This window comes from Bdellovibrio bacteriovorus, from assembly GCF_001592745.1.
Taxonomy (GTDB): Bacteria; Bdellovibrionota; Bdellovibrionia; order Bdellovibrionales; family Bdellovibrionaceae; genus Bdellovibrio; species Bdellovibrio bacteriovorus_B.
Genome location: NZ_LUKD01000005.1, coordinates 138,692 through 164,159, shown reverse-complemented (window position 1 = coordinate 164,159; position 25,468 = coordinate 138,692). Strand labels below are relative to the sequence as shown.

Below are 25,468 nucleotides of genomic sequence, written 5' to 3'. Positions count from 1 at the left end.
ACGCTATCCTTTGATTTTTCTAATCTCTTCCACAGCGCGATCAATAACGTCAGCCACTTTTTGCTTTTGCTCTTTTGTTGCTTCAGTAAATGAGAATAGTTCGGCCTTCAAACGGTGCATAGAACCGCGAATCGAAGAGCGTTCTGATTTTGCTTTGGCAATCTCTTCAACTTCATCGCGCCCTATCCAGTGCTTGAGACGAGACATTCTTTCCCCGACCATTTCAAATCGCTGAAGAATCATATTTAAGAAATCACGATTTTCCTCTAGAAGAATTTTTCCTTCTGCGGTGATCGTATAAAGTTTTTTATTTTGCTCTGTCGTTGCGGTTGCAAATCCGCCTTCTTCCAGAAAAGTCAGTGTCGGATAGATGGAACCTGGACTGGGAGAATAAGCACCCGACGAAAGCTCTTCTAAAGCTTTGATAATTTCATAACCATGCCTTGGCTTTTCTTCTAAGAGAGACAGGATCACATAGCGAAGATCTCCGTGCCCTAAGAGCCTTCCCATCTTTTCTTCCATACCGTGATGGTGATGTGGATGATGTTGATGGTGGGAATGAGAGTGTCGACCGAAGCGAAAACCGCCTTTACCATGTCCGCGCATAAGGACCTCCTTGAATTGCGTCTGGATTACGTAATATCTTTCGATATATCGAATTAAAATATAAATCCGATATATCGAAATAGCAAGGAGGTTTTCATTAAATTCTTAAGTCATGGATTTGATTGAACTTTTGTTATTACGAAATTCCTAAAAAAGATCCTCCCGAAGCTTCAATTCGCTGTCCAGATATCCATCGAGCTTCCTCCGAAGCTACGAAAGCTACGACATCCGCGATATCTTGAGGCTCCCCGACTCTGCCTAACGCTGATAAAGACTCCATGAACTTACGACTTTCAGGGTGACCTAAGGCCTCGGCGTTCATTTCTGTATTAATCACCCCCGGAGCTACGGAGTTCACCGTGATTTGCTGAGGTCCTAATTTTTTCGCCAGAAATAATGTCAGTACATCCACCGCCCCCTTCGTCATCGAGTAAGCGCCTACTGAAGAACTGGCCATACGAGTGACAATGGAGGTGATGTTGATGATGCGTCCTCCACGCTTCATCCTTTGACAGGCTTTTTGCGCTACAAGAAACGGAGATTTGATATTGATGGCGTGCAAAGCATCGAGTTGCATCTCAGAAGTCGTTTCAAAATCTTGGATCATTCCGATCCCCGCATTGTTCACTAAAATATCGAGATAGACTTCGCTCTCGCGAACAACAACCTTGTCTATCTGGGAAAACAGGTTTTCGACCGCCTCTGATTTTTTAAAGTCAGCAGAAACCAAAACGCCATCACCGCCCTTTTGCTGGATTTCTTTTAAAGTTTGTTCAGCCTCGACTTTATTACTTCCATAATGAACAATGACAAAAGCTCCTTCCGAAGCAAGCCGCAAAGAAATAGCTTTTCCAATACCGCGGCTGCCACCGGTGACCAATGCGATTTTACCGTTGAGTGATTTCATTCCATCTCCTTTTTAAACAAAAGATAGACTGCTTTGGACAATGACACTGGCTGAAAGCGGTCCTGATCCCCTGGTTCAGTTGAATTTCCTAGGAAGCTCAAGTTTAATAGAGACAAGAGGTTGATATGGATGAACGTGACTTTGAAGGAACGTTGGTTTTAGAGCAAATGGCTTCTATTAATAAACTAGATGAATTCTTTGAGGCTATTGACTCCGATGACACCCAAGAAGCCGTACGCCTTATGAAAAAAGCGCGGGTCGATGCGCAGACTATCGCAATAGTCGTAAGAAAAATGCGCGAAGCCGATGGCAAACACTGATTCCACTCATCATTATCGTCGATAGATAAAAAAGACCTCCTAAAAGTAGGAGGTCTTTTTGCCAATATATGGTCAGAAAAGATTAAGTGGCCTCGGAAGATTCTTCGGCAACGGCGGGGAAGTACACCCCTTTGGCATTGATCGCGTGACCTGCCGGGATGCCTGTCCCTAATTCTTCGGCGCGCAGAACAGATTCTGGCAAGTTGAGCGATTTACGAAGCTCGTTCACCGTTTCTGGAACAAAAGGGGCCAGCATGATCATCAAGTTCTTCAAAACATAGAAGCACGTGAAAAGAGCGTCTTTTCTTCCCGTCTCTTCCGCACGATCATCATGAGGCTTGTGCTGAGAGAACAACGAGTTGATCAAACGCGCGTAGTTCTCAATCTGGCCTAACAAAGTGGAGTAGTCTCCCTTTTGCATCGAGCGAAGATAAAGCTGTACCAGCTTCAATGTTTCCGCTTCCGCTTTTCCGATCAACTTACCTTCCGGAACTTTTCCGTCGAATTTGGAATTGCACGCAGAAATCGGCTTTTCGAAGGCGGCGTTCATCGGCCCTGCTAAGAATTTATTTCTTTCGGCAAAGTGCTCGAAATCAAAATTCGAGGCCTTCACTGGCAAGCTTAACATCGCTAAGAAATAACGAATTTGATCTGGAGAATAGCCCATCTCTAACAACTGATCCCCAGTGTAGAAATTGCCCTTCGACTTACTCATCTTTTCGCCGTTCACCATCAAATGGAAAACGCTCAAGATTTCTGTCATCTGTAAGTCGCCCTTCTTCGGCAACTCTTGAGGTTGATCTTTGTGGCCCAGCCACATAGATCCTTGCATAATCACGTAGAAGAAAACGTTGTCTTGTCCTAGGAACTGAACAACTGTCGCCTCAGGATCACACCAGAATTCTTTATAAAGATCCTTGCCTCTGCCGGATTTTTCCAACGCAACTTGTGTAAACACGATCGGTGCAATCAAAGAATCCGGCCATACATAAAGAGTTTTTCCCTTCATGTCAGGATCAAGCTCCGCAGGAACCGGAATCCCCCAGGAGACGTCGCGAGTGATGGGGCGATAACCCCACTTATCTGTCACAAAAGAAGGGATGCCCGCAGCTTCGAGGATCTCTTGGGCTTTTGCTAGATCTGCTTTCGTATCAAAAAGACATTCCACTTTTTTCCCAGGAACATAACGAGATTTATGCTTCGGCAAAGTATCTTTGATCTCTTTGTATTTTGGTTCATGCACATTTTCAAAACGACAGCCGATCAAAACAGTATTGATCACTTCTTGCACCACAGCAGAACGCCAGGATTTTTGTTTAGTCTCGATCCAAGCTTTCAATGGATCTGCCACTTTCCACATGTCCAACCACCAGTGAGCCGTGTCCTTCAACTCGGGCTTTGCATCACTCAACTGACTGCGGGGATCTTTAAGCTGACTGGGATCAAAGGAACTTGCACACACATCGCATTCGTCCGAATAGGCTTCGGTGTTGCCACAGTTTGGACATGTTCCGCGAACGAAACGATCTTGCAAAAAGCGATTCATTTTTGGATCATACCACTGCTTTGTCACGCGCTTTTCAAGCAAGCCGTTCTTAAAAAGGCGGCGCAAGAAATCTTGCGAGTACTCTTCGTGCAAAGGATAAGTTTCTGGCCGAGAAGTCCCAGTGAAAATATCTGTCTGCACAGAATATTTTTTAAGAGTGTCTTTTTGCTGCTCATGAATTGTATCGATAAATTCACGAATCGTTTTACCTGCTTTAATCGCGGCAACTTCACTGGTAGAGCCGTGATCGTCATTGCCGTTAACGAATAAAACATTTTCGGCCCCAATCAACATGCGCATCCAACGAGCGTAAATATCCGCGGGCACGTGCGCCCCCGCCAAGTGTCCAAGATGCAAAGGACCGTTGGCATACGGCATCCCCGCCGTGACGACAACCTTCTTTGGTTTTTTGAATTGGGCAAGAGCCGACTTCACATCTGTAGGAGGAGAGAATTTATTTTCGGGCTTTGAAGATCCTGGCTGCATATTAACCTCTAAAGGCCTTAATTTAGCTAAAATCCAGGGGTGATGCACCCTTTTTGTCGGTCATCTCGAAAATTTTTGGACGGCTTCGACCAAAGCTTTTTTATCGATGGGCTTTGTCAGATGTGCATTACATCCTGCTTCAATAGACTTCTTCACCTCTTCAGCCATGGCATGCGCTGTCAGCGCGACGATGGGGCCTGTGTAACCTTTGGAGCGCAGCTCCTTAGTGGCTCTAATTCCGTCTAACACCGGCATTTGTATATCCATTAAGATAATATCGAAGTCTCTTTGCAAAGCCAGCTCGACGGCCTCTGCACCATTATTAGCAAAAGCCACCGAAGCGCCTGCTTTTTCCAAGTATTTGCTGATCAAAATCTGATTGTCGATCACGTCTTCGGCAAGCAAAACCCTCACGTCTTCAAGTTCTGCGCGAGCTCCTCCGTCGTGTTTTATTTCAGGGATTGAGGGTGCCGAAGGACCTTCGGTATAGCTAAAAGGTTTTGCATCGATACGTACTACAAAGGTCGTCCCTACACCGACAATACTTTCTGCGACGTCAAGACTTCCGCCCAATGTTTCTGCAAGCCGACGCGAAAGTACAAGTCCCAGCCCTGTACCACCAAATTTACGAGTGATAGAGCCATCAGCTTGCGCAAAGGGTTTAAAAAGTTTTTTGAGATCTTCTTCTGAAATACCAATACCCGTATCACGCACTTCGAAAATCAGGTAGCGGAAGTCTTCAGCTTTCAGTGATACTAAGACCTCACCGACGGATGTGAATTTAATAGCATTCCCAATGAGGTTCACCAGAATTTGTCGCAACCTTCCAGGATCCGAAGTCGCCTCTGTGGGCACGCTGGCATCGACTTTAAGTCTTAATGAGACACCTTTTCTTTCGGCATTAACCCGCATGAACGACACCACATCAGACACGACGGCTACCGGCGAGAATCGCGACTTTTGAATGTCCAATCTTCCGGCTTCAATTTTAGAAATATCCAAAATATCGTCGATAAGACGAAGCAGAGCCCTGCCGCTGTTATCTATTCGCGAGATAGCATCGATTCTTTCAGCTTGAGTCAGCGTTGAATCTTTCAGGATTTCCGTAAATCCCAAAACAGCGGTCATTGGAGTTCTGATCTCGTGACTCATGTTCGCAAGAAATGCGGATTTGGAAGCGCTGGCGCGATCGGCGGCCTGTTTTGCCCTATGCAGTTCTTCTTCCAATTTTTTACGTTCCGTGATGTCTTCAATAACGGAAATATAATATTTCGCCTTTCCATCGACATCGCGAACGATGGACTTTGTCAGAATCACCCAGACATAAGAGCCATCTTTTCTAAGATAACGAATCTCCATCGAGAAGCTGTCGTATTTTCCGGCTCGCATTTCTTCTAGATGAGAAAGCTCGGTTTCGACATCCTCAGGATGGGTCATTTCTGTGCATGTCTTCTGTGATAGTTCCTCTGCAGAATACTGCAGAATTTCTGTCAGTCTAACATTTACCAGCTCCCAACGACTGGCGGTAGACATACGCGCAATACCGGATGCGGCTTGCGCAAAAATAGCTCGAAAGTTTTCTTCGCGCTCTTCAAGTTCCGCTCGCAATCTGTTTCGTTCGGTCACATCAAAAAAAGTTCCGACGGCCCCACTGATTTTACCGTCATGAGTGAAGATAGGACCGGCACTGACGGAAAGATCAATGGTTTTACCGTCATGACGGATGTAACTCATGTCTTCGTCAATAATGGTTTCTCCGTATTTAAATGCACGAACCGTAGGGTAATCTTCCGCGCTATAAGGAGTGCCATCTTTATGAATGGCACCCATTTTCCCATATTGCTTGTAGTTGTCTGTGACTCGAGATTCATGACCCAGAATTTTTCGGGCTTGATCATTCATCATTATCATCTTACCCGAAGGGGCTTCGATGAAGGAAATCCCCATGGGAGCGCGATCCAATATGGCTTGCAGCTTCTGATTTGCCAGTTCCAGCTCTTTGCGCGACTCAACTTGTTCCGTTACGTCTTGTACGACGGCGAAGACACCTTTAACTTCTCCTCCAGATTCCTGAAAAGGATGATAGGAAAGGTTCACATACTGCGTTTTAAGATGACCATCCGGCTCTGGAAGAGTGAGAGGTATTTCTTTTCCAACAAAAGGTTGACCGGTTCTTACAACCTTATCCAAAAGAGGTATGAAGTGCCCAACCTCCTCATCCGTGAAGGCCTCAAGAACCGTTTTTCCGGCGACTTTGCGGGCGACGATTTTTTCATACGCTGGATTTGCCATGACAAACCTGTAGTCTGGCTCCATCACTAAAACCATCGCCACTGGAGCCTGCATCACAAGTTCGTTGAGCGTGTTTCTGGCCGCTTCGGCTTCCGATTTCACCCGATGTAGATTTTCCTGAGTGATCATCTTTTCTGTAAAATCACGTAAGACTTTAACGAAACCAATCAACTTCCCTTGCGAATCGCGCAGAGGATTCATGATGCCGGTGGCAAAAAAACGACTTTGATCCTTTCTGATATGCCAGCGATTGTCTTCAGCCATTCCTTCATCTGCGGCGGTCTTCATCTCTTTACGATCCATGCCTTGCTCAAGGTCTTCGGGAATGAAAATTCGCGAGCCGCTGGTTCCCAAAACTTCATCGCTTTTCCAAAGGAAGAGGTTTTCAGCACCAGGGCTCCAGTAAACAACAACCCCTTCAGGGTCAGTGCAGATGATGGCATGGTCTTTCACGCCTTCAACAACCAGACGAAATTGTTCTTCGCTGATACGCAAATTTTCGCTGGCCTGCAAGGAAGCTTGGTTGCGACTTTGGACAAACTCCACCGCCCCTTTTCGTATGCCAACGCTGATCGCATCAAGAATTATGTCCCGTGTTTTCACATCGACGGATGTTTCAGCTTCTAATATTTCAAACAACACCTGTCGCAGAATTTGGTATTCATCAATGACCTGTGAAAGATCGTACTCAAGCTGCTCACTCCGCTTCTTTCCATGCTCTTTGGCCATACGGCTTTCTTCATCAAGAACATACCGTTGCGATTGGGGGTATTCTAAAGTTTTAGCCAGCTCATCCAAGAACTGCGGAAGAGAATTGCGCAAAGCTCGTGGCGCCAAGGGCCCCGCTGCTGGCAACAAGCTTCGACATCGTTCTTCCCATGTCTTTAGCACCAGCTCTTTAGATTTTTTTAGAACAGAGGCGAGTTCGCGTGTACTCATTCAATGCACCTTACAAGCTTTACCTCTAGCTTAGACCAAAGCTTTAACATGCCTAAAAAAAATGAGGCCTGCGAAATAAAAAGCACAGCTTGAGTATTGCAAAAGACAATGCAATCCCGACGATCAAAGAGGACGATGATGTTTAGCAAACCAGAGACTTAAAAATGGAAAAGGCCCGAAGGTTTACCTTCGAGCCTTTATTGGTTGCGGGGGCAGGATTTGAACCTACGGCCTTCGGGTTATGAGCCCGACGAGCTACCAGACTGCTCCACCCCGCGACAAGGAAGTTAAGGTATAGGTTGAAAGCGTCGCAGCGTCAACCCCTCATTATTAAAAGAATGAATATAACAGCCTGTATCATTTAGGCCTCATTGCTCGTGCCGTAAAAGCATGGTTGAACTCACTTTCAGAGGAGAATCTTATGAAACTCAAAAGTGTTCTCAAGACATTAGGAGCAAGTATTGCGATTCTAGCACTGGTATTTGTCGGTCTAGGTGTGTGGGGACTTTCGAAATTGCCTTCTATCTTTGAGATTCGACAAGGACTCACTCCTCCTGCTTTAAAGAAAACTGCCGCGAAAACAAGCACAACCAGTCCCCTCTCTGCCATCGACGACTCACAAAACAAGATAACCTCCACACCGGCGAAGATAGAAAATGTGCCGGATCAAGCCCGCTCTTCTCAGGAAGCTTTAGCAGACGACACCGCGAAAGTTCTTTTAGAAGACTTTACGGACTCACGAAAACCACTTATCGAAACTTGTCACAACTTGGAAAAAGCTTCCGACAGTCATCTTCTTCGTGATCCCACGAATGCGAATGCAAAAACTTTTTTTCACAGCTTAGCTCAAGGTGAAAAAGATCCGTTAGTGGAATCTGCGGCGCCTATTCTTCGCTATGTTTTTCGAGCGCCGGGCATGTCTGCGGCCGTTGATATGATCATGAAGTCGGAAGAACAAAATGATCCGTCACTTTTAAAAAAGGCCGAGTTCTATTACGAGATTTATCGCGCCGGAGGCTTCTTAAAAGAAAATACGCGCGCCATGGACGACATTCTTCAGAAGTCATACAACCTGCATTACCTCGCACGCGCCGTCGCGCAGAAACCTGAATTGGCTCGCGATTCTGCAACACGCACATTTTGTGAGCAAATGGAAAAAACAATAAATCAAGGCGATTCCTACAACGCTGATGAAGCTGCAAAAGAAATGCAAAACTTTTTTGAGTCCGCCGGGATCGACGCCAAGAAGTTGGGCTATGATCCTCTTTACCGCTCGAAAGTAAATATGAACGTTTCAAATTCACAGGTGCGCCTGAATGATGCCTGGGTTTTAAGATTGTTCGCTCGCGATATTGAAAAGGCCCAACGGGATCCGACGCAAAATTAAATCTAAAACGCACTCTTCCGTCATTGTTACGAAAACATGACAAATCTCTTCAAAGTGTTTCGCAATGAGACAGCATTGTAGTTGCCTTAACACATTCTTATTACGACACTGTCTCATTCTGAGAAACCGTTTCAGGTTGATTCAACATTGTGTCTGAAACTTCATACACTCCTTGCATGTTCGTTTCAGAACGAAACACTTTTCCATTATCGCAGTTAAGTTTCGGTTAAGAAAATTCAAGTGCCCGCAAAAGTACTCCGAACTAATTCAGGTCCAACAAAAGTTTTGAAGTCTTGAAAGGAACGTTGTCATGGGCGCTCAAAATGGATTTTTAATTACATGGTTTCGAGGAATCAAAGGTCGCTTGCTGATCGCTGCATTTTTTCCGCTGATCGCTTTTGGTCTTTTAGGTGGCGTCGCCTACAATAGTTTGCGCGACATTGTTAAACTTTTAGATCAAAATACAGACATTATAGTTCCCGCTTTTGATAATTTAGGTGAGATGCGCCAGTCTCGAAATAAGTTTCTATATAATGTATGGGCTTCGATGGCGACAGAGAACCCTGAACTTCGTACGAAATTCATCAAAGGTGCGTCGGACTCTATCGAGGAGTTCCAAGCGGCGGAAAAGCTTTACACCGGATCGACATTGTCCGATGAAGAAAAGAAAATGCTTGAGCCGATTCAGCAGATTCTTCCGGGTTATTACGCAAATATTAAACAAGTCCTCACGCTAGTTCAGTCCAACGACCCAGCGAAAATCGCCGAGGCAAAACGTCTTCTTGAAGGTCCCATCGGAAAAGACGGTGCCGTGATTCGTATTTGGAACCGTGACCTAGCGAAGGTCTTTAGAAAAGTCGCAGAAGAGTCTGCTGCTTCTGCGGAATTAACCGAAAAGAAATCCTTCCGTACTCTTATTGGTATCACCGCTATCGCGGGTCTGGCTATCTTTGCCGTTCTTCTATTTATAGGTTCAAGAATTGCCAATGCGGTAGGAGTTATCTCTAACAAAATCAATGAAGCAAATAAGAATGTTGTCGCTTCTGTGGACCAATTGAGCCAAGCCGGCAACAGTCTTTCCCAATCCTCAACGTCTGCCGCGGCCTCCTTAGAAGAAACTGTCGCCTCACTTGAAGAACTCACATCCATGGTGAAGATGAACTCAGACAATGCAAAACAAGCAGCGTCACTTTCAGCTTCTTCGCGCGAAACTGCGGAAAAAGGCGAGCAAGAAATCCAAGCTCTGATCCTTTCCATGCAGAAAATCTCTCAGTCGTCTAAAAAAATTGAAGAGATTATTTCTGTTATCGATGACATTGCTTTTCAGACGAACTTACTAGCCCTCAATGCCGCCGTTGAAGCGGCTCGTGCCGGCGAACAAGGTAAAGGCTTTGCGGTTGTCGCTGAAGCCGTGCGTTCCCTTGCCCAAAGAAGTGCGGCGGCAGCTAAAGACATCACCTCTTTAATCAAAGATTCGGTGACACAAGTTGAGGAAGGAGGTCGTATCGCAGATAATAGCGGTGCGGTTCTAAGTAACATCACAAATTCAGTTAAAAAAGTCGCAGACCTCAACAATGAAATCTCGGTAGCAAGCACTGAGCAAACAACGGGCATACAACAAATCAGCAAAGCGATGAATCAACTGGATCAGTCTTCGCAAGGTAACGCCGCTTCGGCAGAAGAAATTGCTGCAACCACGGTCGAGATCAATGGCCTGGCTCAGTCAACGCAAGATCTTCTTGGAAATCTTCAAGGAGTCATCTTTGGAGGTTCGCAAGAGCCAGAGGCAAATTTAAAAAGTTTTCAACCGAAGGCGGTCGCCGTCGTCCCCGCCAAAAAGGCGGCCGTTCTTCGCAGTAACAATGTTTTGAAATTTAAAACGCCCGCTAAGGCCACCCGCGCCGAGGCGACAATCCCCTTCGATGAGGATCAGGAAATCCGTGCTAAGGTCGGCACGACAGAGGGTTTCTAGATCTAACTTGTTCCAGAGTGCGAAAAGCGCTCTGGAACACCTCTTTTTTACCTAAACATTTTCGGGCCGTTTTTAGATTCTGCTTTTACTGAAGATTTTCGAAGTTCCGTCTCGAGCTTTAAAGCTTGATTGCCTTTATCCGACTCAACCAGGTACGCAGGTTTCTCGTCGCTGCCATGCCGAGTGATTTTCTTACCTTTGATGGTTTTCGTGACCGACTCTTTAAAAACATCGACGACCACACCGTGAACCGTACTTCCCGCCCAGGACCATTCAACTTTAGAGTTTTTGCGAAAATGCGCCATTGATTCTCCGTCATCTAATATGACAGTATTACACTTCAAAAAATTAAAGCGGAAACGCTTCTGTAAAAAAGCAATTAGAAATCTTGAAGATTCAAAATTTCTTTGCAGATGTCCATTTGCTTTTCGATCTCTGCCAAGGCTTTTTCCAAACGAAGTTGATCTCTGTCATCTATTTCAGTTTCCATAGCGGCTAAGACAATCGCATGCTTCTTTAACCAAGCCCCTTGACGAGAAGCATAGTTTTCTGGCACTCCCGAGCGCAAAGCCGCCAACCGTGCATCGCGATCTTTAAAATATTCGACGATGAACTTCAAGGTCTCAAGGGTCAGAATTTTTCTATGGGCTTTTAATCGGGAAGAAAACCCCACTTGTCTGATTCTCATGATCCCTCTCCCAGAAAATAATCCAAAATCCTTTGTGCGATTACGAATTCCTCTTCAAAGTCCAAGGGGTCTTCGGGAAGATAGTGCACGTCTTCTTTAGAATTTTTATGATACAAGAACAGTTGCTCTTGAGCTTGCTTCCAGTATCTTTTTTGCCATTGAAGATTCGTATTTAAGGTGAAGAGCTCGCTTAGCTCTAATCCGCGCTCTACGGCATCTTTATTGATTTTCTTTTGACCTGGCAGTACATAATCCAAAGCTTTCGGAATGTCTTCGTGATGAGCTAATTCCAAAGCTAAATAGCTGACATACATCACAGCAAGAAGATAGCGGCGATACTGATCTAAAGATTTTTTCGACCAGGAATCAGCTCCGGCAGGGCGATAGATACTTTTTAAACGCTCAAACGCCTCTGAATATTTCGGCCCGATCTGATCCCCCAAAATTAAATCTAAAGTGATCACCAGGCTTTCTGCAAAATTTAAATAACGACAGAAATCACGCTGTTCTTCGGGAGCGCGAGGCAAAAGGTTCCAAAGAATGCGATGATTCTGCTCGTGATAAAGAGAAATCTGGTTGAAAGCGGTCATCCCACTCACCAGAACTTCCGGGTCATAAACCTCTTGCCAGTGATCTTTAAACCACGCCATCTCTGAAGCAAGCGGACTGAACTGCAATTCGTTCTTAAATAAATCGGGGGAACTTAAAGACCGCATGGTCGAGCACACGCTGGGAACAAAAAACCCGCCTTGCTTCAAAAAAAGCTTTCGGCTGTTCCGATATATGGGACTGATTGATAAAAGCTGTTCATCGAAGGGATACTCACCCACTGCCTGCTTCGCCGCTTTTTTATTTACAGCTATAGAGGAAAGAAGTGTCACGTCATGAAGAAAATCTTGAACTTCTTTTGTGGGCCTTCGGCCTTTTTTATTTGTTTTTTTCATTTGCAACTACTCAAGAAAAATAACCAGACAACCTTCATTTTGTTTTCCATTGGGAAGACGCTCGTACTGCCAAGGATATCCCGCCATCTTAAGATATTTGATAGCAACGGATTGAACGACCCCAGACCCTTTACCAGTCATAATCCGAGCGCGTTTTAAATTAGAGTTGGATAGTTTCATTAAAAATGCGTCAATCGCATCTTCGACTTCATCTGATTTAAAACCATGCAAATCCAATAAATCTTTAGCCATAAAGCATCCTCGACCCTATTGAAACAAGAATCAGACGCAAAAGATAGGAGGAAAATCCGGGGTTTCAGGAAAAAAGTGCTAGTGAAACAGAGATTTATCCATAGCCAAAAATGACCGGTAGATATATGATAAGAGCTGAGGTTTTTATGAGCACTGGTTTTGTTATTATGGGAAGCATTGCTATCGTGGTTATCAGCGTCCTTGCTTACGCTGTCTTGGCCGTATTTTTTCCAGAATGGGTTGGCATCACTGGTAAAGTGGCGTTAGATGCGGAACAAAGCCACAACGAAGGGGCCCAAGCTAAAGCGCACCCTATGGACAAATTCTAGTTTCCTTTTTTCTTTTGCGCTTCCTCACGAAACAAGGAAGCGTTCATCTGCAAATTCTGCCTTAAGAATCGACTGAAATAATTGGGATCCTCAAAGCCCAACGCATAGCCGATGTCCGCCACGGGAGTTGCGGAATAAGCCAGCATTCGCTTTGCCTCTAACAAACACCTTTCCGCAATAATTTCTTTCGCGGACCGATGAAGCTTTTGCTGAAGGACGGCTGACAACTGCTTTGGCGTAATTTTTAATTCTTTGGCGTAAAAAGAAAGGCCATGCTCCTTCTTAAAGTGAAGTTCCACCAAGTCTTTGAATTTATCGGCGATTCCACCATGAAAAGAAACACCTTCCCCTTGCGAACGAAGGGCGTGAATCAGCAACAAACCCACATGGTTTTGCAGACTCGCTTCGTAATACGACGGACGCTTTTCATACTCATCAAGCATGATTTCCAGTTTGTTTTTCCAAATCAGAAATTCTGATTTTGCAAACTTCCAGACGTCAGGCAAAGCCAAGGCCTTCGGAACTAGATCCAGCAAAAAGGAATTTTTCGGCAAAGACTCTTCGGTGAATTCGACAATGAAGCCTTGTGAATCGGCGGATAATTTCCAGGAATGCACTTGCCCCGGTTTCATCATAAAAACTTGCGGTGCTCTCACGGCGTGACGTTTAAAATCAATCTCATGCCATCCACGTCCTGCGGACACCACGAGGAGCTGAAAGTAATCGTGTCGATGCGGAAACGGAACGCGAGGCTCCAAACGTTCTTCCAGGCGCTCAACACGGATATCACCGCGCCGTGCAAGCTGATTTCCAAGTTCTTCTAAAGGGACAGGTTTAGACAGATTCTTTTTAGGCATACGGAAAGAGAATAAAACTTTGTTTTCGCTCTGGGCAATGAATATTGAGAAGCCTGGGAAAATGTGCCAGACTTTGAGAACCCTATTTCGAGGAGAATTTCGTGGCATTTCGTTGGATTGGTAAGTCAGAGGATGGAAACACTGTCACTCTTAAGCGTCTTGAAGGTTGTCCAGCACAAACTCCCCTGTATGCGACTCCAGAATGGGCTAAAAATAATAGCGATGTTGTTCGCGTCGGCATCGTCCTCGATGTAGAAACCACGGGTTTAAATCAGGCTGAAGATAGCATTATTGAAATTGGCTTGCGTCAATTTTTGTTCAATCGAAATTCCGGCGAGATTTTAACTTTGGGTAAATCCTATTCCAGCTTTCAAGATCCAGGAAAACCCATCACTCCAGAAATCACCGAGCTCACCGGCATCACTGACGAGATGGTGGCCGGGCAGAATATTGATTGGACGCAAGTGAATGCACTTCTGGAAGAGGCTTCCGTCATTGTCGCACACAATGCACGCTTTGATCGCCCGTTCATTGACCGCAAATCTAAAATTTCTGCCGAAAGAGTTTGGGCCTGCTCGTTAAAGCAAATTGATTGGAGCAACAAAGGCTTTACGAGTTCAAAACTGGAACTGCTTAATATCTATCACGGGTTCTTTACCGATTCCCATCGCGCGATCAATGATGTTGATGCTTTACTCTATCTGCTGAGCTTATCAGATTCAAAAAGCCATAAGCCTTATTTGGCTGAATTGCTGAGCAACGCCCGTCGACCGATGACCCACGTCATTGCGAGTTCAGCTCCCTTTGAGTCGAAAGACCATCTCAAAGGTCGAGGTTATAGCTGGGATAGTACAAATCGTTTCTGGTCCAAAATAATTTTCAAGGACGAGGTCGCCTCTGAGACAGCCTGGCTTGAAGAGACTGTTTACTGCGGGCCCTTTGCCGGACTGACTCGCGATATCGCCTTGGTGGACGGATTTAAATCTTAAGCACCTTTTGTTTTATTGCAGGGTGAGCAAAAGGCCCCTTCATTCCAACCGCACAATGTTAAACTAAGAGTGTCGAGAACATTCCTGGGCTAAACTGCGGAGTTCTCAGTTTTCTGTAAGAAATTGGGACCTCCGACTTGACGAAATTTATATCGTGCTCATGTTTGTTACAATTAACCCTTTTGGGGTTGGAAAAGAGGTCCTCGATGTCTTACGTCTCAGGTTTTATCCCCGTGATCCCATTGAAGAATTCTGTGTTGTTTCCCGACATCAGCATGCCGCTTCGAGTAGGTAGAGAAAAAAGCATATCTGCCCTGCAAAAAGCTCTTCGTGAAAATCACTGGGTAGTCCTTCTAACACAAAAAAGTCCCCACGATAACGTGGAGAAAATGGAAGATCTTTATCAAGTGGGAACACTTGCTAAGGTGGAATCCTTCCGTATGGATGAAGATGGAAGCTACAATATCTTCGTGAAAGCGCATCAGCGAGTTCGCGTCGTGCAAAGCCGTGATCAGGAAGGTTTTTTTGAAGTGCAGAGTGAAAGCGTTGAAGACGTTGGCACGATGGATAAAAAAACAGAAGAAGCTTTGCTATCCAGCCTTCGTCTTTTAAGTGATGAATTATTAGATCTTCTTCCCGGCAACACACGTCAAGTGAAAGACATGCTGACCGAAATTGAAGATCTGGCCACGCTCACCAATATGTGTGCTGCGTATGCCGATATCGCCATCGCGGAAAAACAGGAAATTTTGCAAATCAATGTCCTTCGCGACCGAACGTTAAAACTTTTAGATCGCCTGCAAGAACTTAAAGAGCGCCTAAAAATTCAACGCGGAATTCGCGACAAGCTCAATGAAAACTTCCAGCAAACGCAAAAGGAAACCATTTTGCGCGAGCAAATGCGCGTGATCCGTGAAGAGCTTGGCGAAGGTGAAGGCGAAGATATGTACGCTAAATTCAAAGAGCGTATTGAAAAAGCCGGAATGACCGCCGAGGCACTGGAATTGGCACGCAGTCAGTTGAAGCGTCTTGAGACGATCAATTCCGCTTCACCTGAACACCAGATGATTCGCACGCATTTGGAATTAATGTTGGATCTGCCGTGGAGCAAATCTTCTCCTGAAAAAGAAATTGACCTGGAAGAGGCGGAAAAGATTCTGAATGAAGACCATTATGGTCTAGAGAAAATTAAAAACCGCATCTTGCAACATCTAGCCGTGATGAAGTTGCGTAAAACTCATCAAGGTTCGATCTTGCTGTTCATTGGACCTCCAGGAGTAGGTAAAACTTCGTTAGGAAAAAGTATTGCTCGCGCTCTAGGCAAAAAATACGTTCGCGTCAGCTTAGGTGGCGTTCGCGATGATGCGGAGATTCGCGGTCATCGTCGCACTTACATTGGCGCCCTGCCCGGTCGAATTATTGCTGGAATTAAAAAAGCCGGCGAAAACGATCCTGTCTTCATTCTAGATGAGATCGATAAATTGACTCGCGGCTTTGGCGGCGACCCGGCGGCAGCTATGCTGGAAGTTTTAGATCCAGAGCAAAACAACACCTTCCAAGATCACTATTTAGATACGCCGTTTGACTTATCTAAAGTGTTCTTTATTGCGACAGCCAACTCTTTAGAAGGCATTCCTTTGCCTCTTTTAGATCGCATGGAAGTCGTTGATCTTACGGGTTACACTTTGGACGAGAAAAAACAGATTGCGCTTAAATACCTTTGGCCAAAACAACTTCGCGAGCACGGCTTAAGTGAGGAATCACTGAAGATCACCGATGATGCCATGGTGAAGTTATTAACTCACTACACACGTGAGGCCGGTGTTCGAGATCTGCAAAGAAAAATAGCGACGATCTGTAAGTTCATGAGTTTGAAGCTTGTGAAATCACCAGATAAAACTTTGACCGTGAATGTGAAAGATCTTGAAGAGATCTTGGGCGCTGAAAGATTCTCATCCGATATGATTGAAAGTCTTTTACCGCCTGGCGTGGTGACCGGTCTTGCTTGGACCCCAGTGGGTGGTGACATCCTCTTTGTCGAGTCAGCCTCCATGCCGGGTTCAGGGCAATTGCTATTAACAGGTCAATTAGGCGAGGTCATGCAAGAATCGGCTAAGATCGCTCTGAGTTTATTGAAGTCACGATTGGTTCTTATGGACCCATTGATGGATTTCAGTAAAAAAGACGTGCACGTCCATGTGCCAGCGGGTGCTATTCCCAAAGATGGACCTTCTGCGGGCGTCACAATGCTGACCTCGATAGCGTCTTTGTTATTGAATAAACCCGTCGATCCGAAGCTAGCCATGACCGGCGAGATTTCATTACGAGGAAGCGTCATGCCTGTGGGTGGTATTAAAGAGAAAGTGATAGCAGCACACCGTGCGGGCGTGCGAGAGATCATCATGTGTACTAAGAACGAAAAAGATCTTCGTGAAATCCCCGAAGAAATTCGTCGCAGTATTCAATTCCACTTTGTCGATGACGTGAACGATGTTTTGAAAGTCGCTTTGGGAGTGGATCTTCCACGCTGGAACAAGTTTCCTATCAAACCTTCGGGAACTCCCCTGCTGCCAGCAGGGTGAGTGCCGAGGATGAATTCTATTCTACAACAACTAACATCAGGGCCGTCGTCGAACGGCCCATTTCTTCGAAAAAGCCGCGCTTATTCTGTGTAGGCGCGGCTCCTGTCGCTTCAGCGGACGACTTCACTTCATAGTCATCGGTTTTGAAAAACTCGCTTAATTTTGATGGACGCTCGGCCATGTTGTGGATATCCACGGAAGGAACCTTCAGGTCTTCTTGAAGATATTTTTTGATAGCTTCAGCACGGGCTTTGGCCAATTCAATTTGTTTTGGTGAAGCCTTTTTTTCTTTCTTATCTGGGTACTCACGATCCCCCCAGGCAAGAACTTTGATCGACTTGATCTCTTGGGTTTCTCTGATTGTCGTTACAAAAGCTTGCATCTCGGCTTTTTCGGTTGCAGTTAAAACTTTCGCACCCGGATCAAAGAACACCGGTGCGACATTCGACGCTCCCACCATTTTCGCCGTGGCCATTTCGGTGTCCGGCTGTTGCGCCTCCACAAACAAAGCGACAAGTGTGATCGGCAGCAAAATCGGTAAAAGGAAGCGAACAATTGACATCATGCTTTACTCTCCTTGTTAGCACGAAGGATGAGTTTGCAATGTGTGAACCAGTTTAAGAATGGATAAAAGCCAGCTAGAGAGACTTCGCGAGGCAGAATTCCCCTCGCGAAGGGGAATTCTGATTCATGATTAAGTCGTTTCGATTTCTTGCAATTTGCGATACAGAGTTTTCCGATCGATACCCAAGGCCTTCGCCGTCATTTCTTTTGCACGATTGTGTCTTTCATAAACGAACTGCACGTACTTCTTTTCAAGCTCATGCAATGAGGAAACTTCTTCACCAAAGCGGAAGATAAAAGCATTCTTTTTGTCGTCATCAACGATGGCCGAGCTTCCTGTCCCCTCGTCAAACAACGTCAAAGCACTTACGTCGATTTCAGGGCCTGTTGCCAAGACCACGGCGCGCTCAATCGTGTTTTCTAATTCGCGCACATTCCCGCGCCACGGATGAGTCAGCAAAAACTCTTTGGCATTCTTTTTAAAGCCCACGATTTGTGTGCCGTTCAAAGTGTTGAACTTCTTTAAGAAATGCTCAGCTAAAGGAATGATATCTTCTCTTCTTTCACGTAGAGGTGGAATTTTGATGGGAATTACATTTAGACGGAAGAATAAGTCTTCGCGGAAGCGCTTTTCTTGAACTTCTAGGCGCAAATCTTTGTGAGTCGCGGCAATCACGCGCACATCGACAGGACGAGCTTGGTTTTCGCCGACTCTTTTGATTTCTTTTTCTTGAAGCACACGCAATAGCTTCGCTTGTAAAGTGAGATTTAAGTCCCCGATTTCATCAAGGAACAAGGTGCCTCCGTCAGCTTCTTCAAAAAGTCCGGTTTTTTTATCGACCGCTCCGGTGAAGGCACCTTTGGCATGACCGAAAAGTTCTGACTCTAAAAGGTTTTCCGGAATTGCCGAGCAGTTGATGGCCACGAAAGGCTTTTTGTTACGAGGACTCCAGCGATGAATCGCTTTGGCGAAAACTTCTTTCCCCGTACCACTTTCACCTGTGATAGATACCGTCGAAGAACTTTTCGAAACTCGGCGTGCAAGATCCATGATTCGATGAATGCTTTCGCTTTTCCCGATGATACCTTCTGGATGAAGCCCCTTACTAATATCCAAAGTTTCTTTCAAAGTTTTATTTTCTGCACTGAGAATGTTGAACTTAAATGCCCGCTGAGCCGAAATCAATAGTTGCGGAAAATGCAATGGCTTCACGACAAAATCGTAAGCACCCGCTTCAATGGCCTCCACCGCCACGTCCACATCGTTTGATACGGTGATGAGGATAATGGGAGTTTGCACTCCTTCTGCGCGCAAACGTTTGATGAACTCCATCCCGTTGATCGTGGGTAAATTTAAATCCGTGATGATGGCATCAGGAGTGATCTTTTGAGCTACCACCTGTTGAAGCGCGGAGAGAGGGTTTTCTTCGTGAATCACCGTGATGTTTTTTTGGCGAAAATAAGCCGTGGCCAATTCTGCTAAATCTAGGTCGTCTTCGATCAGAAGAATTGTTTTATGCTTGTCCATGACTGCCTCCTGAATAGGTTATTCTTACCAAACCGGGGCATATCTCCGCAATATTTTTATGGCGTTTTGCCACATTAAGACGTTTATACTCTTTTATATCCTATATATTAGACTTCATTGATTTTCTGTAAGGAACCGCGTTTGCATAACAAATATGCGTCGGGGACATTGTCCCGGGCACTTTTAGACATATATAGTTCGTTGCTGGCAGTCCACGAGCAGCAACGATAAGCGGCCCCCCTGCCTTGCCATGTGAGGGGGGCCTTCCTAATTTCAGGAGAAAGGAGAACTGTATGCTTTCATCCATCATTCTGGGTTTTGCTGTAGGTATTGCCGCAAAGATACTGATGCCTGGAAAGGATCCCGGTGGCTGGATCATCACTTGTTTATTGGGCATTGCCGGGGGAACTGTCGCCCACATCCTGGGAACATCCGCAGGATATTATCGCGACTACGAACCTGTCGGATTCATTGCTGCCATCCTCGGCGCGATGTTCATTCTTTTTCTATATCGGATTTTAGTTAGACGGACGACGTAAGGTTTTGATTAAGTGATTCGAGATTCGCCTGCAACTCATCACACACATCTTTTAGTAAGTGCGGGTCTTTGACATTTCCCGCCTCTTCCAAACGAGCTCCCAAATGACTTAGAGAAGGAAACTCAAAAGTTTTCGCGTTTCCTTTTATTTGGTGACCCACTTTTATTACGAACTCCCAATCGGGCGCGTGGGCCATCTCTTGAATTTTTGCAAGCTCCGCTAGCCTGCGCGAAAGATATTTCTGCTTAGCATCCAAAGGCACAGTCATTCCACTCATGCTTCCGCCCGATGATTCAAATAGAAATACACCTCTTGAACCAAAAGCTCTCCCGAAACCGGTTTTGTGATTTGACCATTACACCCGGCGGCCAGGCAGCTTTGCACTTCTTCGTTGAGTGCATGCGCAGTCAAAGCAATCACAGGTTTCGTAAAGCCACGCTGACGAATGCGCTTCGTCGCTTCTTTACCATCCATCTTCGGAATTTGGATATCCATAAGTACGATATCGGGCTCCACTTTGAAGGCACTTTCAACGGCTTTTTCACCGTCGTCCGCAACAACAACATCAGCGCCCGCAGCCTTTAAAAAATGCTGAAAGATCTCTTGATTGTCTTCAGAATCCTCCACCAACAAAATGCGCACATCTTTCAAAAGATTTTTTAAATCAAGACCATTCCAATCGATATCACGCACGGGTCCCTGCTCAACTTCTTCGAAGTCTTTCTTAACTGGTGTTTGACGCAGGTTCAGGAATTCCTTATTCACCCCTCGCAGAGGGACGCGAAGGCAAAAAGTAGATCCCTTACCCACGGACGAAGCCAAAAGAAAAAGCTCGCCACCCAAAAGCTCTGCCAAACGGCGCGACAAGGCCAAACCCAAACCAGTGCCGCCATACTTACGGGTCGTAGAAACATCGCCTTGCGAGAAAGGCTTAAAAAGATTTTCTCTGTTTCTTTCACTGATACCAATACCGCTATCCTGAATCTGGAACTCGAGGAATTCTTCCTGCATCTCGTTCACATAGGTCTTATAAAGAAGTTTTACGCTTCCGTTTTCCGTGAACTTTATGGCATTGCCCACAACATTCACCAGAATTTGTTTTAAACGAATATCATCCGTGAAGAGATAGGTCGGAACATTCGAAAGCTTCGCCACGTTGAACTGAATTTTTTTGTCAGAGGCGCGAACTTCCATCACGGACTTCACTTCATGAATCAGGCTTTCCAGGTTCACTTGTGCCATTTCAAACTGCAGTTTTCCAGCTTCGACCTTTGAGATATCTAAAATATCATCAATAAGACGAGCGAGCTCTTTACCGTTGCGCTTCACACTTTTTACAATCTGCTTTTTTTCTTCCCCGTCGAGCTCATCATCAGCCAAAATTTCAGAGTAACCAACGATCACCCCCAGAGGGGTGCGGATTTCGTGACTCATGTTTGCCAAGAAGGAACTCTTCATAAAGTTCGCGTCTTCTGCTTTTCTTAATAAAATCGCTTTATCGTAGGACATCGCAAATTGCCCCACGATGCTTGCTAAGGCGTATTCTAAAACCTTCGAATCCACCAAGGTTTTAGGCCCCTTCACGATAATCAAGATCGAATTACTTTTACCTGATTCATGCAAAACCGAGCGCATCATGAAGTAAGGACTTTCACGCAGTCGCTCTTGCATCTCGGAACTAAAAAACGAAATCACCTTGCGCGAAGACTCTGTGTTAGAAGCCAAGGCAAAGACACCCTCTTTTAAGAAGCTGTCAAATTCGGCAGATAAATCCAAGAACTCTGGAAAGCTGTCGATGACTTTCTGAAAACGTTTTTCATAAGGTCCGCGATTTTCGCGAACAAAGACCACACAGTCTTCAATTTGAAAAACATCTTCCAAATGGTGACAGAATTTTTCAAAAAGGTCACTGCCTTCGATGGATGAAGAAATATCTGCAATTATAGCGTTCAAACGACGGAATAACGCCAACTCCTCGGATTTACTTTTGGAGATGAGCGCCAGGGAATCCTGATGTTTTTCGCTAAACTTCAAAAATTGTTGTGTCGACCATAATGCTAGAAAAATGACCGACAACATAATCAGCGTGACGAAGGCAAAAAGGATCGGCACATAACGCTCATACCAATTAAAGAAATGAGGCAACGGTTCAAAATGCAATTTCCACACTTTATCAAGAACCTGAATTTCACGATCTACGGAAATATCTGAGACCACCCGATCTTCTTCCTTGGCGGGGAAGCGCTCGTAAAGCGGCAAAGTTCGCCCCAGTTTACGGTCATAGATCTCGATTTTGTAGTTCACTTTTTCTTCGTAAAATTGAGGCGTCCCGAAAGCCCCATTAAAAAAGCGATTGATGCGAATCACCGAATAGGCAAAACCCAATAATGAATTTTTTGGTTCAGCTTCTCCTGTCGCATCTAAAACTTTTGAAACAGGAAGATAAACTAGGACTCCTTGGAGGACCTTTTGACCTTCGCTTTCATCAGAAAGCAGAACGACAGGGTCCGACATTGCTAGAGCATTGGATAATAACGCCTTATCCATCGCCGAGCGCCGTGTAAGATCCGAATACGGATCAAACCCTAAAGCTTTCTTATTTCTCCAATCATCAGGTTCAATCATTACGACCGATGTATAAAGAGAGCGCTCAGAATCTGGCCAAAATTTAAAATCTTTAACTCCCTGTTCACGCATCCTGCGTTCAAGCTCAGGGATCTCAGATCTATCTATTTTTTGCGCAAAACCAATACCTTGAAGTCCTGGAGAGCGCTTTAACAGTTCTGTCGATTCTATATAATCTTGGTACTGCTTCCCCGTTGGGACTCCACTTGACTGAATAAATGCGCGCGTATCTAACAAGGCCTGACCATAGGCTGAAAACTCTCGATGAATGGTCGAACTGACTTTTCCGATTTCAGATTCAAGACGTGCATTCCATTCTTTTTCCAAATGCACTTTCACGGTCCACCAGCTGAGCAAGCTGACAGATATAATTATAAGGAGAACGAGAAACACGTTCCACTCATGAGATAAGACAAAAACTCTTTTTAGTCGTTTCACAAAGCATCCTTACTGTTGTTGACGTCGCTCTGTCATATGACCGTATTTTTAGGTGAAGAAGCTCCCCATCGCAAGAAGGAATATCGCCCTAGGTTTGGGGCGTTTCACCCCGAAATTAGTCATTTTATTGCCTATAAGCAATATGCTTGATCTGAGGCTCGGCTTGTCAGTTGCAACGGAACTATTACATGACAGAAATGACCTTGCGCTTTCACTACTTTGACCACCAACACTTCTCTAAGGAGAGGCTGCAATTCGTGAAAGAGATGTTCTGCGATGGCACAGCCATTCATATCGGAGACGGCGTTTATGCAGTTTCCATTAAAATAGATCCCTTCCCTCCAGGTGGCGGCTCAGCGCAAGAGAGCCGCCACTTGCCCAATTCTCAAGCTGAGACTTATTTCATCTAACACTGTTAGTGAAAGTTAGACAGGTGTTCAGGAATTTCTTTATCAAACGACACACACCGAATTTCCAGTTGGCTTTGCATTTGCTTTAGGAGGAGTCACGGGAGGAAATTCCATGAATACACAGATCTTCATCACGGGAACACTGACAGTTCCAAATGTTTTAAAAAAAGAAAACAGCTTTGATTGTCACATCATTGAAAATCCATACACACTGAGATCGGCACTACAAACGACACAGGGGGAAAAAATCGTCGTCGTTTTTTTGCCATTTTTAGAAGTCCGTCATTTTGACATTTACGCATTCTTACAAAAGACGATAGAAAATGTGAAAACCTTCTTCGTTGTCAGCGAACTTTCCGCGCCGATGAAGATGAAGTTGAAAACTTTCAAAGACTTTATCGTCTTGTGGAAAACCGAAGAGGCTCACCTCGCCAAAGATATCCAAGCTTATCTTAACGGCAAGAATCTGGAACTGCGCCAAGACAAGCGTGAGGTGCATGAGAGGCGCGCCATGCTCAGCCCCTCTATGCTCCCCTTCGGCACCGAAAACCGAAGCTTCCAACCCATTTTAGGCGGAGCTTTTGAGAACATCTCTTTGAATGGGTCCTGTGTGAAGATCAAAGCCCCCTTCTATCAGAAAAAGGACTTCATCACCCTTTCCTATCAAACCAAAGAGGGAGAGTACGTGAATGTGGAAGGCCAAGTTCGCTGGACAAAGTGGGATGAAAAAAATCAAAGCCAGGAGTTGGGCGTCCAATTTCTAACACAGGCTTAACCGCTCGACGCCCTGCTTTGACAAAGCTACATATTGCCTCCCACTCTAAACTGTGCGTTCATTGTAAGAGTGGGAGACATTATGAAAACATCACTCTTCGTCGTGGTATTACTGCTTCAACTTTTTTCCTTCACCGCTGAGGCCACTCGCCGAATCACCGTCACGGGACGTGGCACTGAAAATTCTTACTGCAACGCCAACAGCGGTTCTTTCTGTTTATCCAACGCTAAAAACAGAGCGGAACAAGATGCCGAACGTGATGCACGCTGGACTTGCGAAATGAGCCATCGCGGGCGCGCCCTTTCTTACACGGCTTTCTGCAGTACCTATTGCAATCCCAACTATCTTCCACCACGTCACGATGGAACTTGGGTGAATTGCCGCTCTGAATGTCGAATGGATTGTGAAGTCCAATGATTGATTTTCTAAAAAACAAAGACGTCGCTGTACGCTGGGGATTTTTCCTGGTTCTATTGGCGGCGTTTCTATTTGTAAATTTACCGTTCTTAATGCCTTTCCTGATTGCCGGGGTGTTCGCACTGGGCCTGAATGACTTTGTAGAGCGCCTTGGAAAAAAACTAAAAATAAAAAGAAAACCCGCAATTGCTTTAACACTTCTAGGCGGCTTTGCAATTTTTTGGATTCCTATTTCTCTTGCGATCTATCGTCTTATTTCTTATATCAGCCAACCCGAAGTTATTAAAACAGATAAGTTGGTCGGACAGATACACGAACTCAAAGATTTAATACTGGGATATCTTAAAAAGATCTCGGGTTGGACAGGGACTGACATTGCCACTCCGGCAGCCGACATGGCCAATAGCCTGCTTCGTAAATCGGGCGAAATTGTTTTTCAGTACTCCACGGAAATTTTGGGACAACTGCCTGCCATCTTTTTAGCAAGCTTTGTTTTTGTTATCACCCTAGCTTTACTTTTATCAAAAGCTCAGGCGATTAAAGAATTCGTATTTAAATACAGCCTTTTGAAACCCGATCTGACAGTTCGACTGATTGATGTCTCTAAAAAAAGCTGTTCGATCACATTGTTTTCAACCTTGGTCATAGGCCTTATTCAAGCCGGTGTCATTGGGATCGGAAGTTTAATATTTGGTGAAGGAGATTTCTTCTTAGTCCTGACTCTCACCTTCTTCGTTTCCTTTATTCCGGTGATTGGCGCGGCACCCGTGGGTTATTTACTTGCGATTTTGGCCTTTATCGGCGGACGCACTGGAAATGGAGTCGGCCTGGTGGTTGTTGCGACCATCGCAGGTAGTATCGACAATATCCTGAAGCCCTTCATGGTAGGAAAAGAAAATAAAATCTCTGCCGTGATTGGATTTACCTGTGTCGTGGGGGCCATCATTATGATTGGCTTACCAGGTCTTCTGATTGGCCCGGTGATCATGAATCTTTTTGCAGGTTTAAGTCCGCTTCTTTTAAAGCGCGAAGAGCCTGATCTGATACAATAAAAAAAGGCGTCCTTCAAAGACGCC

At 45.2% G+C, this 25,468-nt stretch carries 24 protein-coding genes and 1 tRNA gene; 11 read left to right on the top strand and 14 right to left on the bottom strand.

The window, feature by feature from the left end; translation table 11 throughout:
* Positions 1-3: 3 nt before the first annotated feature.
* Both AZI87_RS11395 and AZI87_RS11390 read right to left on the bottom strand, forming a co-directional pair.
* Positions 4-606, bottom strand: coding sequence for a PadR family transcriptional regulator (locus AZI87_RS11395; protein ID WP_063206988.1), 603 nt, complete (start codon positions 604-606; stop codon positions 4-6).
* 136 nt (positions 607-742) lie between these two features.
* Positions 743-1,513, bottom strand: coding sequence for an SDR family NAD(P)-dependent oxidoreductase (locus AZI87_RS11390; RefSeq protein ID WP_063206985.1), 771 nt, complete (start codon positions 1,511-1,513; stop codon positions 743-745).
* 125 nt (positions 1,514-1,638) lie between these two features.
* Here AZI87_RS11390 and AZI87_RS11385 point away from each other — a divergent pair, with 125 nt between their 5' ends.
* The gene (locus AZI87_RS11385) at positions 1,639-1,833 is read left to right on the top strand and encodes a hypothetical protein (RefSeq protein ID WP_063206983.1); all 195 of its coding nucleotides are present in this window, start codon (positions 1,639-1,641) and stop codon (positions 1,831-1,833) included.
* An 82-nt stretch (positions 1,834-1,915) separates the two neighbouring features.
* Here AZI87_RS11385 and AZI87_RS11380 read toward each other — a convergent pair whose 3' ends face one another.
* The 3 genes from AZI87_RS11380 to AZI87_RS11370 all read right to left on the bottom strand — a co-directional run bounded on the left by AZI87_RS11380 (position 1,916) and on the right by AZI87_RS11370 (position 7,374).
* Positions 1,916-3,865 carry a methionine--tRNA ligase gene (locus AZI87_RS11380; protein WP_063206980.1) on the bottom strand — a complete coding sequence of 650 codons (1,950 nt, stop codon included), beginning with the start codon at positions 3,863-3,865 and terminating at the stop codon, positions 1,916-1,918.
* Between the two features lie 60 nt (positions 3,866-3,925).
* On the bottom strand, positions 3,926-7,096 hold the full coding sequence (locus AZI87_RS11375) for a PAS domain S-box protein (protein WP_063206976.1): 3,171 nt from the start codon (positions 7,094-7,096) through the stop codon (positions 3,926-3,928).
* Between the two features lie 201 nt (positions 7,097-7,297).
* Positions 7,298-7,374 (bottom strand) — tRNA-Met (locus tag AZI87_RS11370).
* Positions 7,375-7,517: 143 nt separating this feature from the next.
* On the opposite strand from AZI87_RS11370, the gene AZI87_RS11365 reads away from it, so the two are divergent.
* Positions 7,518-8,483, top strand: coding sequence for a hypothetical protein (locus AZI87_RS11365; RefSeq protein ID WP_063206973.1), 966 nt, complete (start codon positions 7,518-7,520; stop codon positions 8,481-8,483).
* Between the two features lie 310 nt (positions 8,484-8,793).
* Positions 8,794-10,455: a methyl-accepting chemotaxis protein gene (locus tag AZI87_RS11360; protein WP_063206969.1), complete on the top strand. Its 1,662-nt coding sequence runs from the start codon at positions 8,794-8,796 to the stop codon at positions 10,453-10,455.
* A gap of 47 nt (positions 10,456-10,502) precedes the next feature.
* Here the strand turns inward: AZI87_RS11360 and AZI87_RS11355 are convergent, their stop codons facing one another.
* From AZI87_RS11355 to AZI87_RS11340, 4 genes are all read right to left on the bottom strand, one after another.
* Positions 10,503-10,760, bottom strand: a complete 258-nt coding sequence (locus AZI87_RS11355; protein ID WP_063206966.1) for a DUF2945 domain-containing protein — start codon at positions 10,758-10,760, stop codon at positions 10,503-10,505.
* Positions 10,761-10,834: 74 nt separating this feature from the next.
* A complete protein-coding gene (locus AZI87_RS11350) occupies positions 10,835-11,143 on the bottom strand; it encodes a hypothetical protein (protein WP_063206963.1) in 309 nt (102 codons plus the stop codon).
* Positions 11,140-12,087: a hypothetical protein gene (locus AZI87_RS11345; RefSeq protein ID WP_063206960.1), complete on the bottom strand. Its 948-nt coding sequence runs from the start codon at positions 12,085-12,087 to the stop codon at positions 11,140-11,142. Before AZI87_RS11345 ends, AZI87_RS11350 begins: the two co-directional genes overlap by 4 nt.
* Positions 12,088-12,093: 6 nt before the next feature.
* Positions 12,094-12,339, bottom strand: coding sequence for a Smr/MutS family protein (locus tag AZI87_RS11340; RefSeq protein WP_063206957.1), 246 nt, complete (start codon positions 12,337-12,339; stop codon positions 12,094-12,096).
* 146 nt (positions 12,340-12,485) lie between these two features.
* On the opposite strand from AZI87_RS11340, the gene AZI87_RS11335 reads away from it, so the two are divergent.
* Positions 12,486-12,668, top strand: a complete 183-nt coding sequence (locus AZI87_RS11335) for a hypothetical protein (protein ID WP_063206954.1) — start codon at positions 12,486-12,488, stop codon at positions 12,666-12,668.
* Here the strand turns inward: AZI87_RS11335 and AZI87_RS11330 are convergent.
* Positions 12,665-13,525 (bottom strand): helix-turn-helix domain-containing protein, encoded by an 861-nt coding sequence (locus tag AZI87_RS11330; protein WP_063206951.1) that lies wholly within the window; start codon positions 13,523-13,525, stop codon positions 12,665-12,667. The two genes, AZI87_RS11335 and AZI87_RS11330, sit on opposite strands and share 4 nt — an antisense overlap.
* Positions 13,526-13,626: 101 nt before the next feature.
* Between AZI87_RS11330 and AZI87_RS11325 the strand changes: the two genes are divergently transcribed.
* Together AZI87_RS11325 and lon are read left to right on the top strand one after the other, a co-directional pair.
* Positions 13,627-14,514: a 3'-5' exonuclease gene (locus AZI87_RS11325; protein ID WP_063206948.1), complete on the top strand. Its 888-nt coding sequence runs from the start codon at positions 13,627-13,629 to the stop codon at positions 14,512-14,514.
* Between the two features lie 206 nt (positions 14,515-14,720).
* Positions 14,721-17,096, top strand: a complete 2,376-nt coding sequence (gene lon, locus AZI87_RS11320) for an endopeptidase La (RefSeq protein ID WP_063206945.1) — start codon at positions 14,721-14,723, stop codon at positions 17,094-17,096.
* A gap of 16 nt (positions 17,097-17,112) precedes the next feature.
* Here lon and AZI87_RS11315 read toward each other — a convergent pair whose 3' ends face one another.
* Both AZI87_RS11315 and AZI87_RS11310 read right to left on the bottom strand, forming a co-directional pair.
* Entirely contained in the window at positions 17,113-17,661 is a 549-nt protein-coding gene (locus AZI87_RS11315; RefSeq protein ID WP_063206941.1) for an OmpA family protein, read from the bottom strand.
* Positions 17,662-17,790: 129 nt separating this feature from the next.
* Positions 17,791-19,188 (bottom strand): sigma-54-dependent transcriptional regulator, encoded by a 1,398-nt coding sequence (locus tag AZI87_RS11310; RefSeq protein ID WP_063206939.1) that lies wholly within the window; start codon positions 19,186-19,188, stop codon positions 17,791-17,793.
* Between the two features lie 293 nt (positions 19,189-19,481).
* Between AZI87_RS11310 and AZI87_RS11305 the strand changes: the two genes are divergently transcribed.
* On the top strand, positions 19,482-19,727 hold the full coding sequence (locus AZI87_RS11305; protein WP_063206936.1) for a GlsB/YeaQ/YmgE family stress response membrane protein: 246 nt from the start codon (positions 19,482-19,484) through the stop codon (positions 19,725-19,727).
* Here the strand turns inward: AZI87_RS11305 and AZI87_RS11300 are convergent.
* Complete coding sequence (locus AZI87_RS11300) at positions 19,711-20,004, bottom strand: Hpt domain-containing protein (protein WP_063206933.1); 294 nt, start codon at positions 20,002-20,004, stop codon at positions 19,711-19,713. The genes AZI87_RS11305 and AZI87_RS11300 overlap by 17 nt on opposite strands.
* A complete protein-coding gene (locus AZI87_RS11295) occupies positions 20,001-22,745 on the bottom strand; it encodes a CHASE domain-containing protein (RefSeq protein WP_172795521.1) in 2,745 nt (914 codons plus the stop codon). The genes AZI87_RS11300 and AZI87_RS11295 overlap by 4 nt, the downstream gene beginning before the upstream one ends.
* A 233-nt stretch (positions 22,746-22,978) precedes the next feature.
* Here AZI87_RS11295 and AZI87_RS11290 point away from each other — a divergent pair, with 233 nt between their 5' ends.
* The 4 genes from AZI87_RS11290 (at position 22,979) to AZI87_RS11275 (ending at position 25,444) form a co-directional block, all read left to right on the top strand.
* Positions 22,979-23,200 carry a hypothetical protein gene (locus AZI87_RS11290; RefSeq protein WP_063206927.1) on the top strand — a complete coding sequence of 74 codons (222 nt, stop codon included), beginning with the start codon at positions 22,979-22,981 and terminating at the stop codon, positions 23,198-23,200.
* Between the two features lie 112 nt (positions 23,201-23,312).
* Entirely contained in the window at positions 23,313-23,975 is a 663-nt protein-coding gene (locus AZI87_RS11285; protein ID WP_063206924.1) for a PilZ domain-containing protein, read from the top strand.
* Between the two features lie 81 nt (positions 23,976-24,056).
* A complete protein-coding gene (locus AZI87_RS11280; RefSeq protein ID WP_063206921.1) occupies positions 24,057-24,392 on the top strand; it encodes a hypothetical protein in 336 nt (111 codons plus the stop codon).
* Positions 24,389-25,444: an AI-2E family transporter gene (locus AZI87_RS11275; RefSeq protein WP_063206918.1), complete on the top strand. Its 1,056-nt coding sequence runs from the start codon at positions 24,389-24,391 to the stop codon at positions 25,442-25,444. Before AZI87_RS11280 ends, AZI87_RS11275 begins: the two co-directional genes overlap by 4 nt.
* Positions 25,445-25,468: the final 24 nt, after the last annotated feature.

Coding starts and splice junctions, on each gene's coding strand:
- AZI87_RS11395 (WP_063206988.1), bottom strand. CDS start 606: ATGCGCGGACATGGTAAAGGCGGTTTTCGCTTCGGTCGACACTCTCAT.
- AZI87_RS11390 (WP_063206985.1), bottom strand. CDS start 1,513: ATGAAATCACTCAACGGTAAAATCGCATTGGTCACCGGTGGCAGCCGC.
- AZI87_RS11385 (WP_063206983.1), top strand. CDS start 1,639: ATGGATGAACGTGACTTTGAAGGAACGTTGGTTTTAGAGCAAATGGCT.
- AZI87_RS11380 (WP_063206980.1), bottom strand. CDS start 3,865: ATGCAGCCAGGATCTTCAAAGCCCGAAAATAAATTCTCTCCTCCTACA.
- AZI87_RS11375 (WP_063206976.1), bottom strand. CDS start 7,096: ATGAGTACACGCGAACTCGCCTCTGTTCTAAAAAAATCTAAAGAGCTG.
- AZI87_RS11365 (WP_063206973.1), top strand. CDS start 7,518: ATGAAACTCAAAAGTGTTCTCAAGACATTAGGAGCAAGTATTGCGATT.
- AZI87_RS11360 (WP_063206969.1), top strand. CDS start 8,794: ATGGGCGCTCAAAATGGATTTTTAATTACATGGTTTCGAGGAATCAAA.
- AZI87_RS11355 (WP_063206966.1), bottom strand. CDS start 10,760: ATGGCGCATTTTCGCAAAAACTCTAAAGTTGAATGGTCCTGGGCGGGA.
- AZI87_RS11350 (WP_063206963.1), bottom strand. CDS start 11,143: ATGAGAATCAGACAAGTGGGGTTTTCTTCCCGATTAAAAGCCCATAGA.
- AZI87_RS11345 (WP_063206960.1), bottom strand. CDS start 12,087: ATGAAAAAAACAAATAAAAAAGGCCGAAGGCCCACAAAAGAAGTTCAA.
- AZI87_RS11340 (WP_063206957.1), bottom strand. CDS start 12,339: ATGGCTAAAGATTTATTGGATTTGCATGGTTTTAAATCAGATGAAGTC.
- AZI87_RS11335 (WP_063206954.1), top strand. CDS start 12,486: ATGAGCACTGGTTTTGTTATTATGGGAAGCATTGCTATCGTGGTTATC.
- AZI87_RS11330 (WP_063206951.1), bottom strand. CDS start 13,525: ATGCCTAAAAAGAATCTGTCTAAACCTGTCCCTTTAGAAGAACTTGGA.
- lon (WP_063206945.1), top strand. CDS start 14,721: ATGTCTTACGTCTCAGGTTTTATCCCCGTGATCCCATTGAAGAATTCT.
- AZI87_RS11315 (WP_063206941.1), bottom strand. CDS start 17,661: ATGATGTCAATTGTTCGCTTCCTTTTACCGATTTTGCTGCCGATCACA.
- AZI87_RS11310 (WP_063206939.1), bottom strand. CDS start 19,188: ATGGACAAGCATAAAACAATTCTTCTGATCGAAGACGACCTAGATTTA.
- AZI87_RS11305 (WP_063206936.1), top strand. CDS start 19,482: ATGCTTTCATCCATCATTCTGGGTTTTGCTGTAGGTATTGCCGCAAAG.
- AZI87_RS11300 (WP_063206933.1), bottom strand. CDS start 20,004: ATGAGTGGAATGACTGTGCCTTTGGATGCTAAGCAGAAATATCTTTCG.
- AZI87_RS11290 (WP_063206927.1), top strand. CDS start 22,979: ATGACAGAAATGACCTTGCGCTTTCACTACTTTGACCACCAACACTTC.
- AZI87_RS11285 (WP_063206924.1), top strand. CDS start 23,313: ATGAATACACAGATCTTCATCACGGGAACACTGACAGTTCCAAATGTT.
- AZI87_RS11280 (WP_063206921.1), top strand. CDS start 24,057: ATGAAAACATCACTCTTCGTCGTGGTATTACTGCTTCAACTTTTTTCC.
- AZI87_RS11275 (WP_063206918.1), top strand. CDS start 24,389: ATGATTGATTTTCTAAAAAACAAAGACGTCGCTGTACGCTGGGGATTT.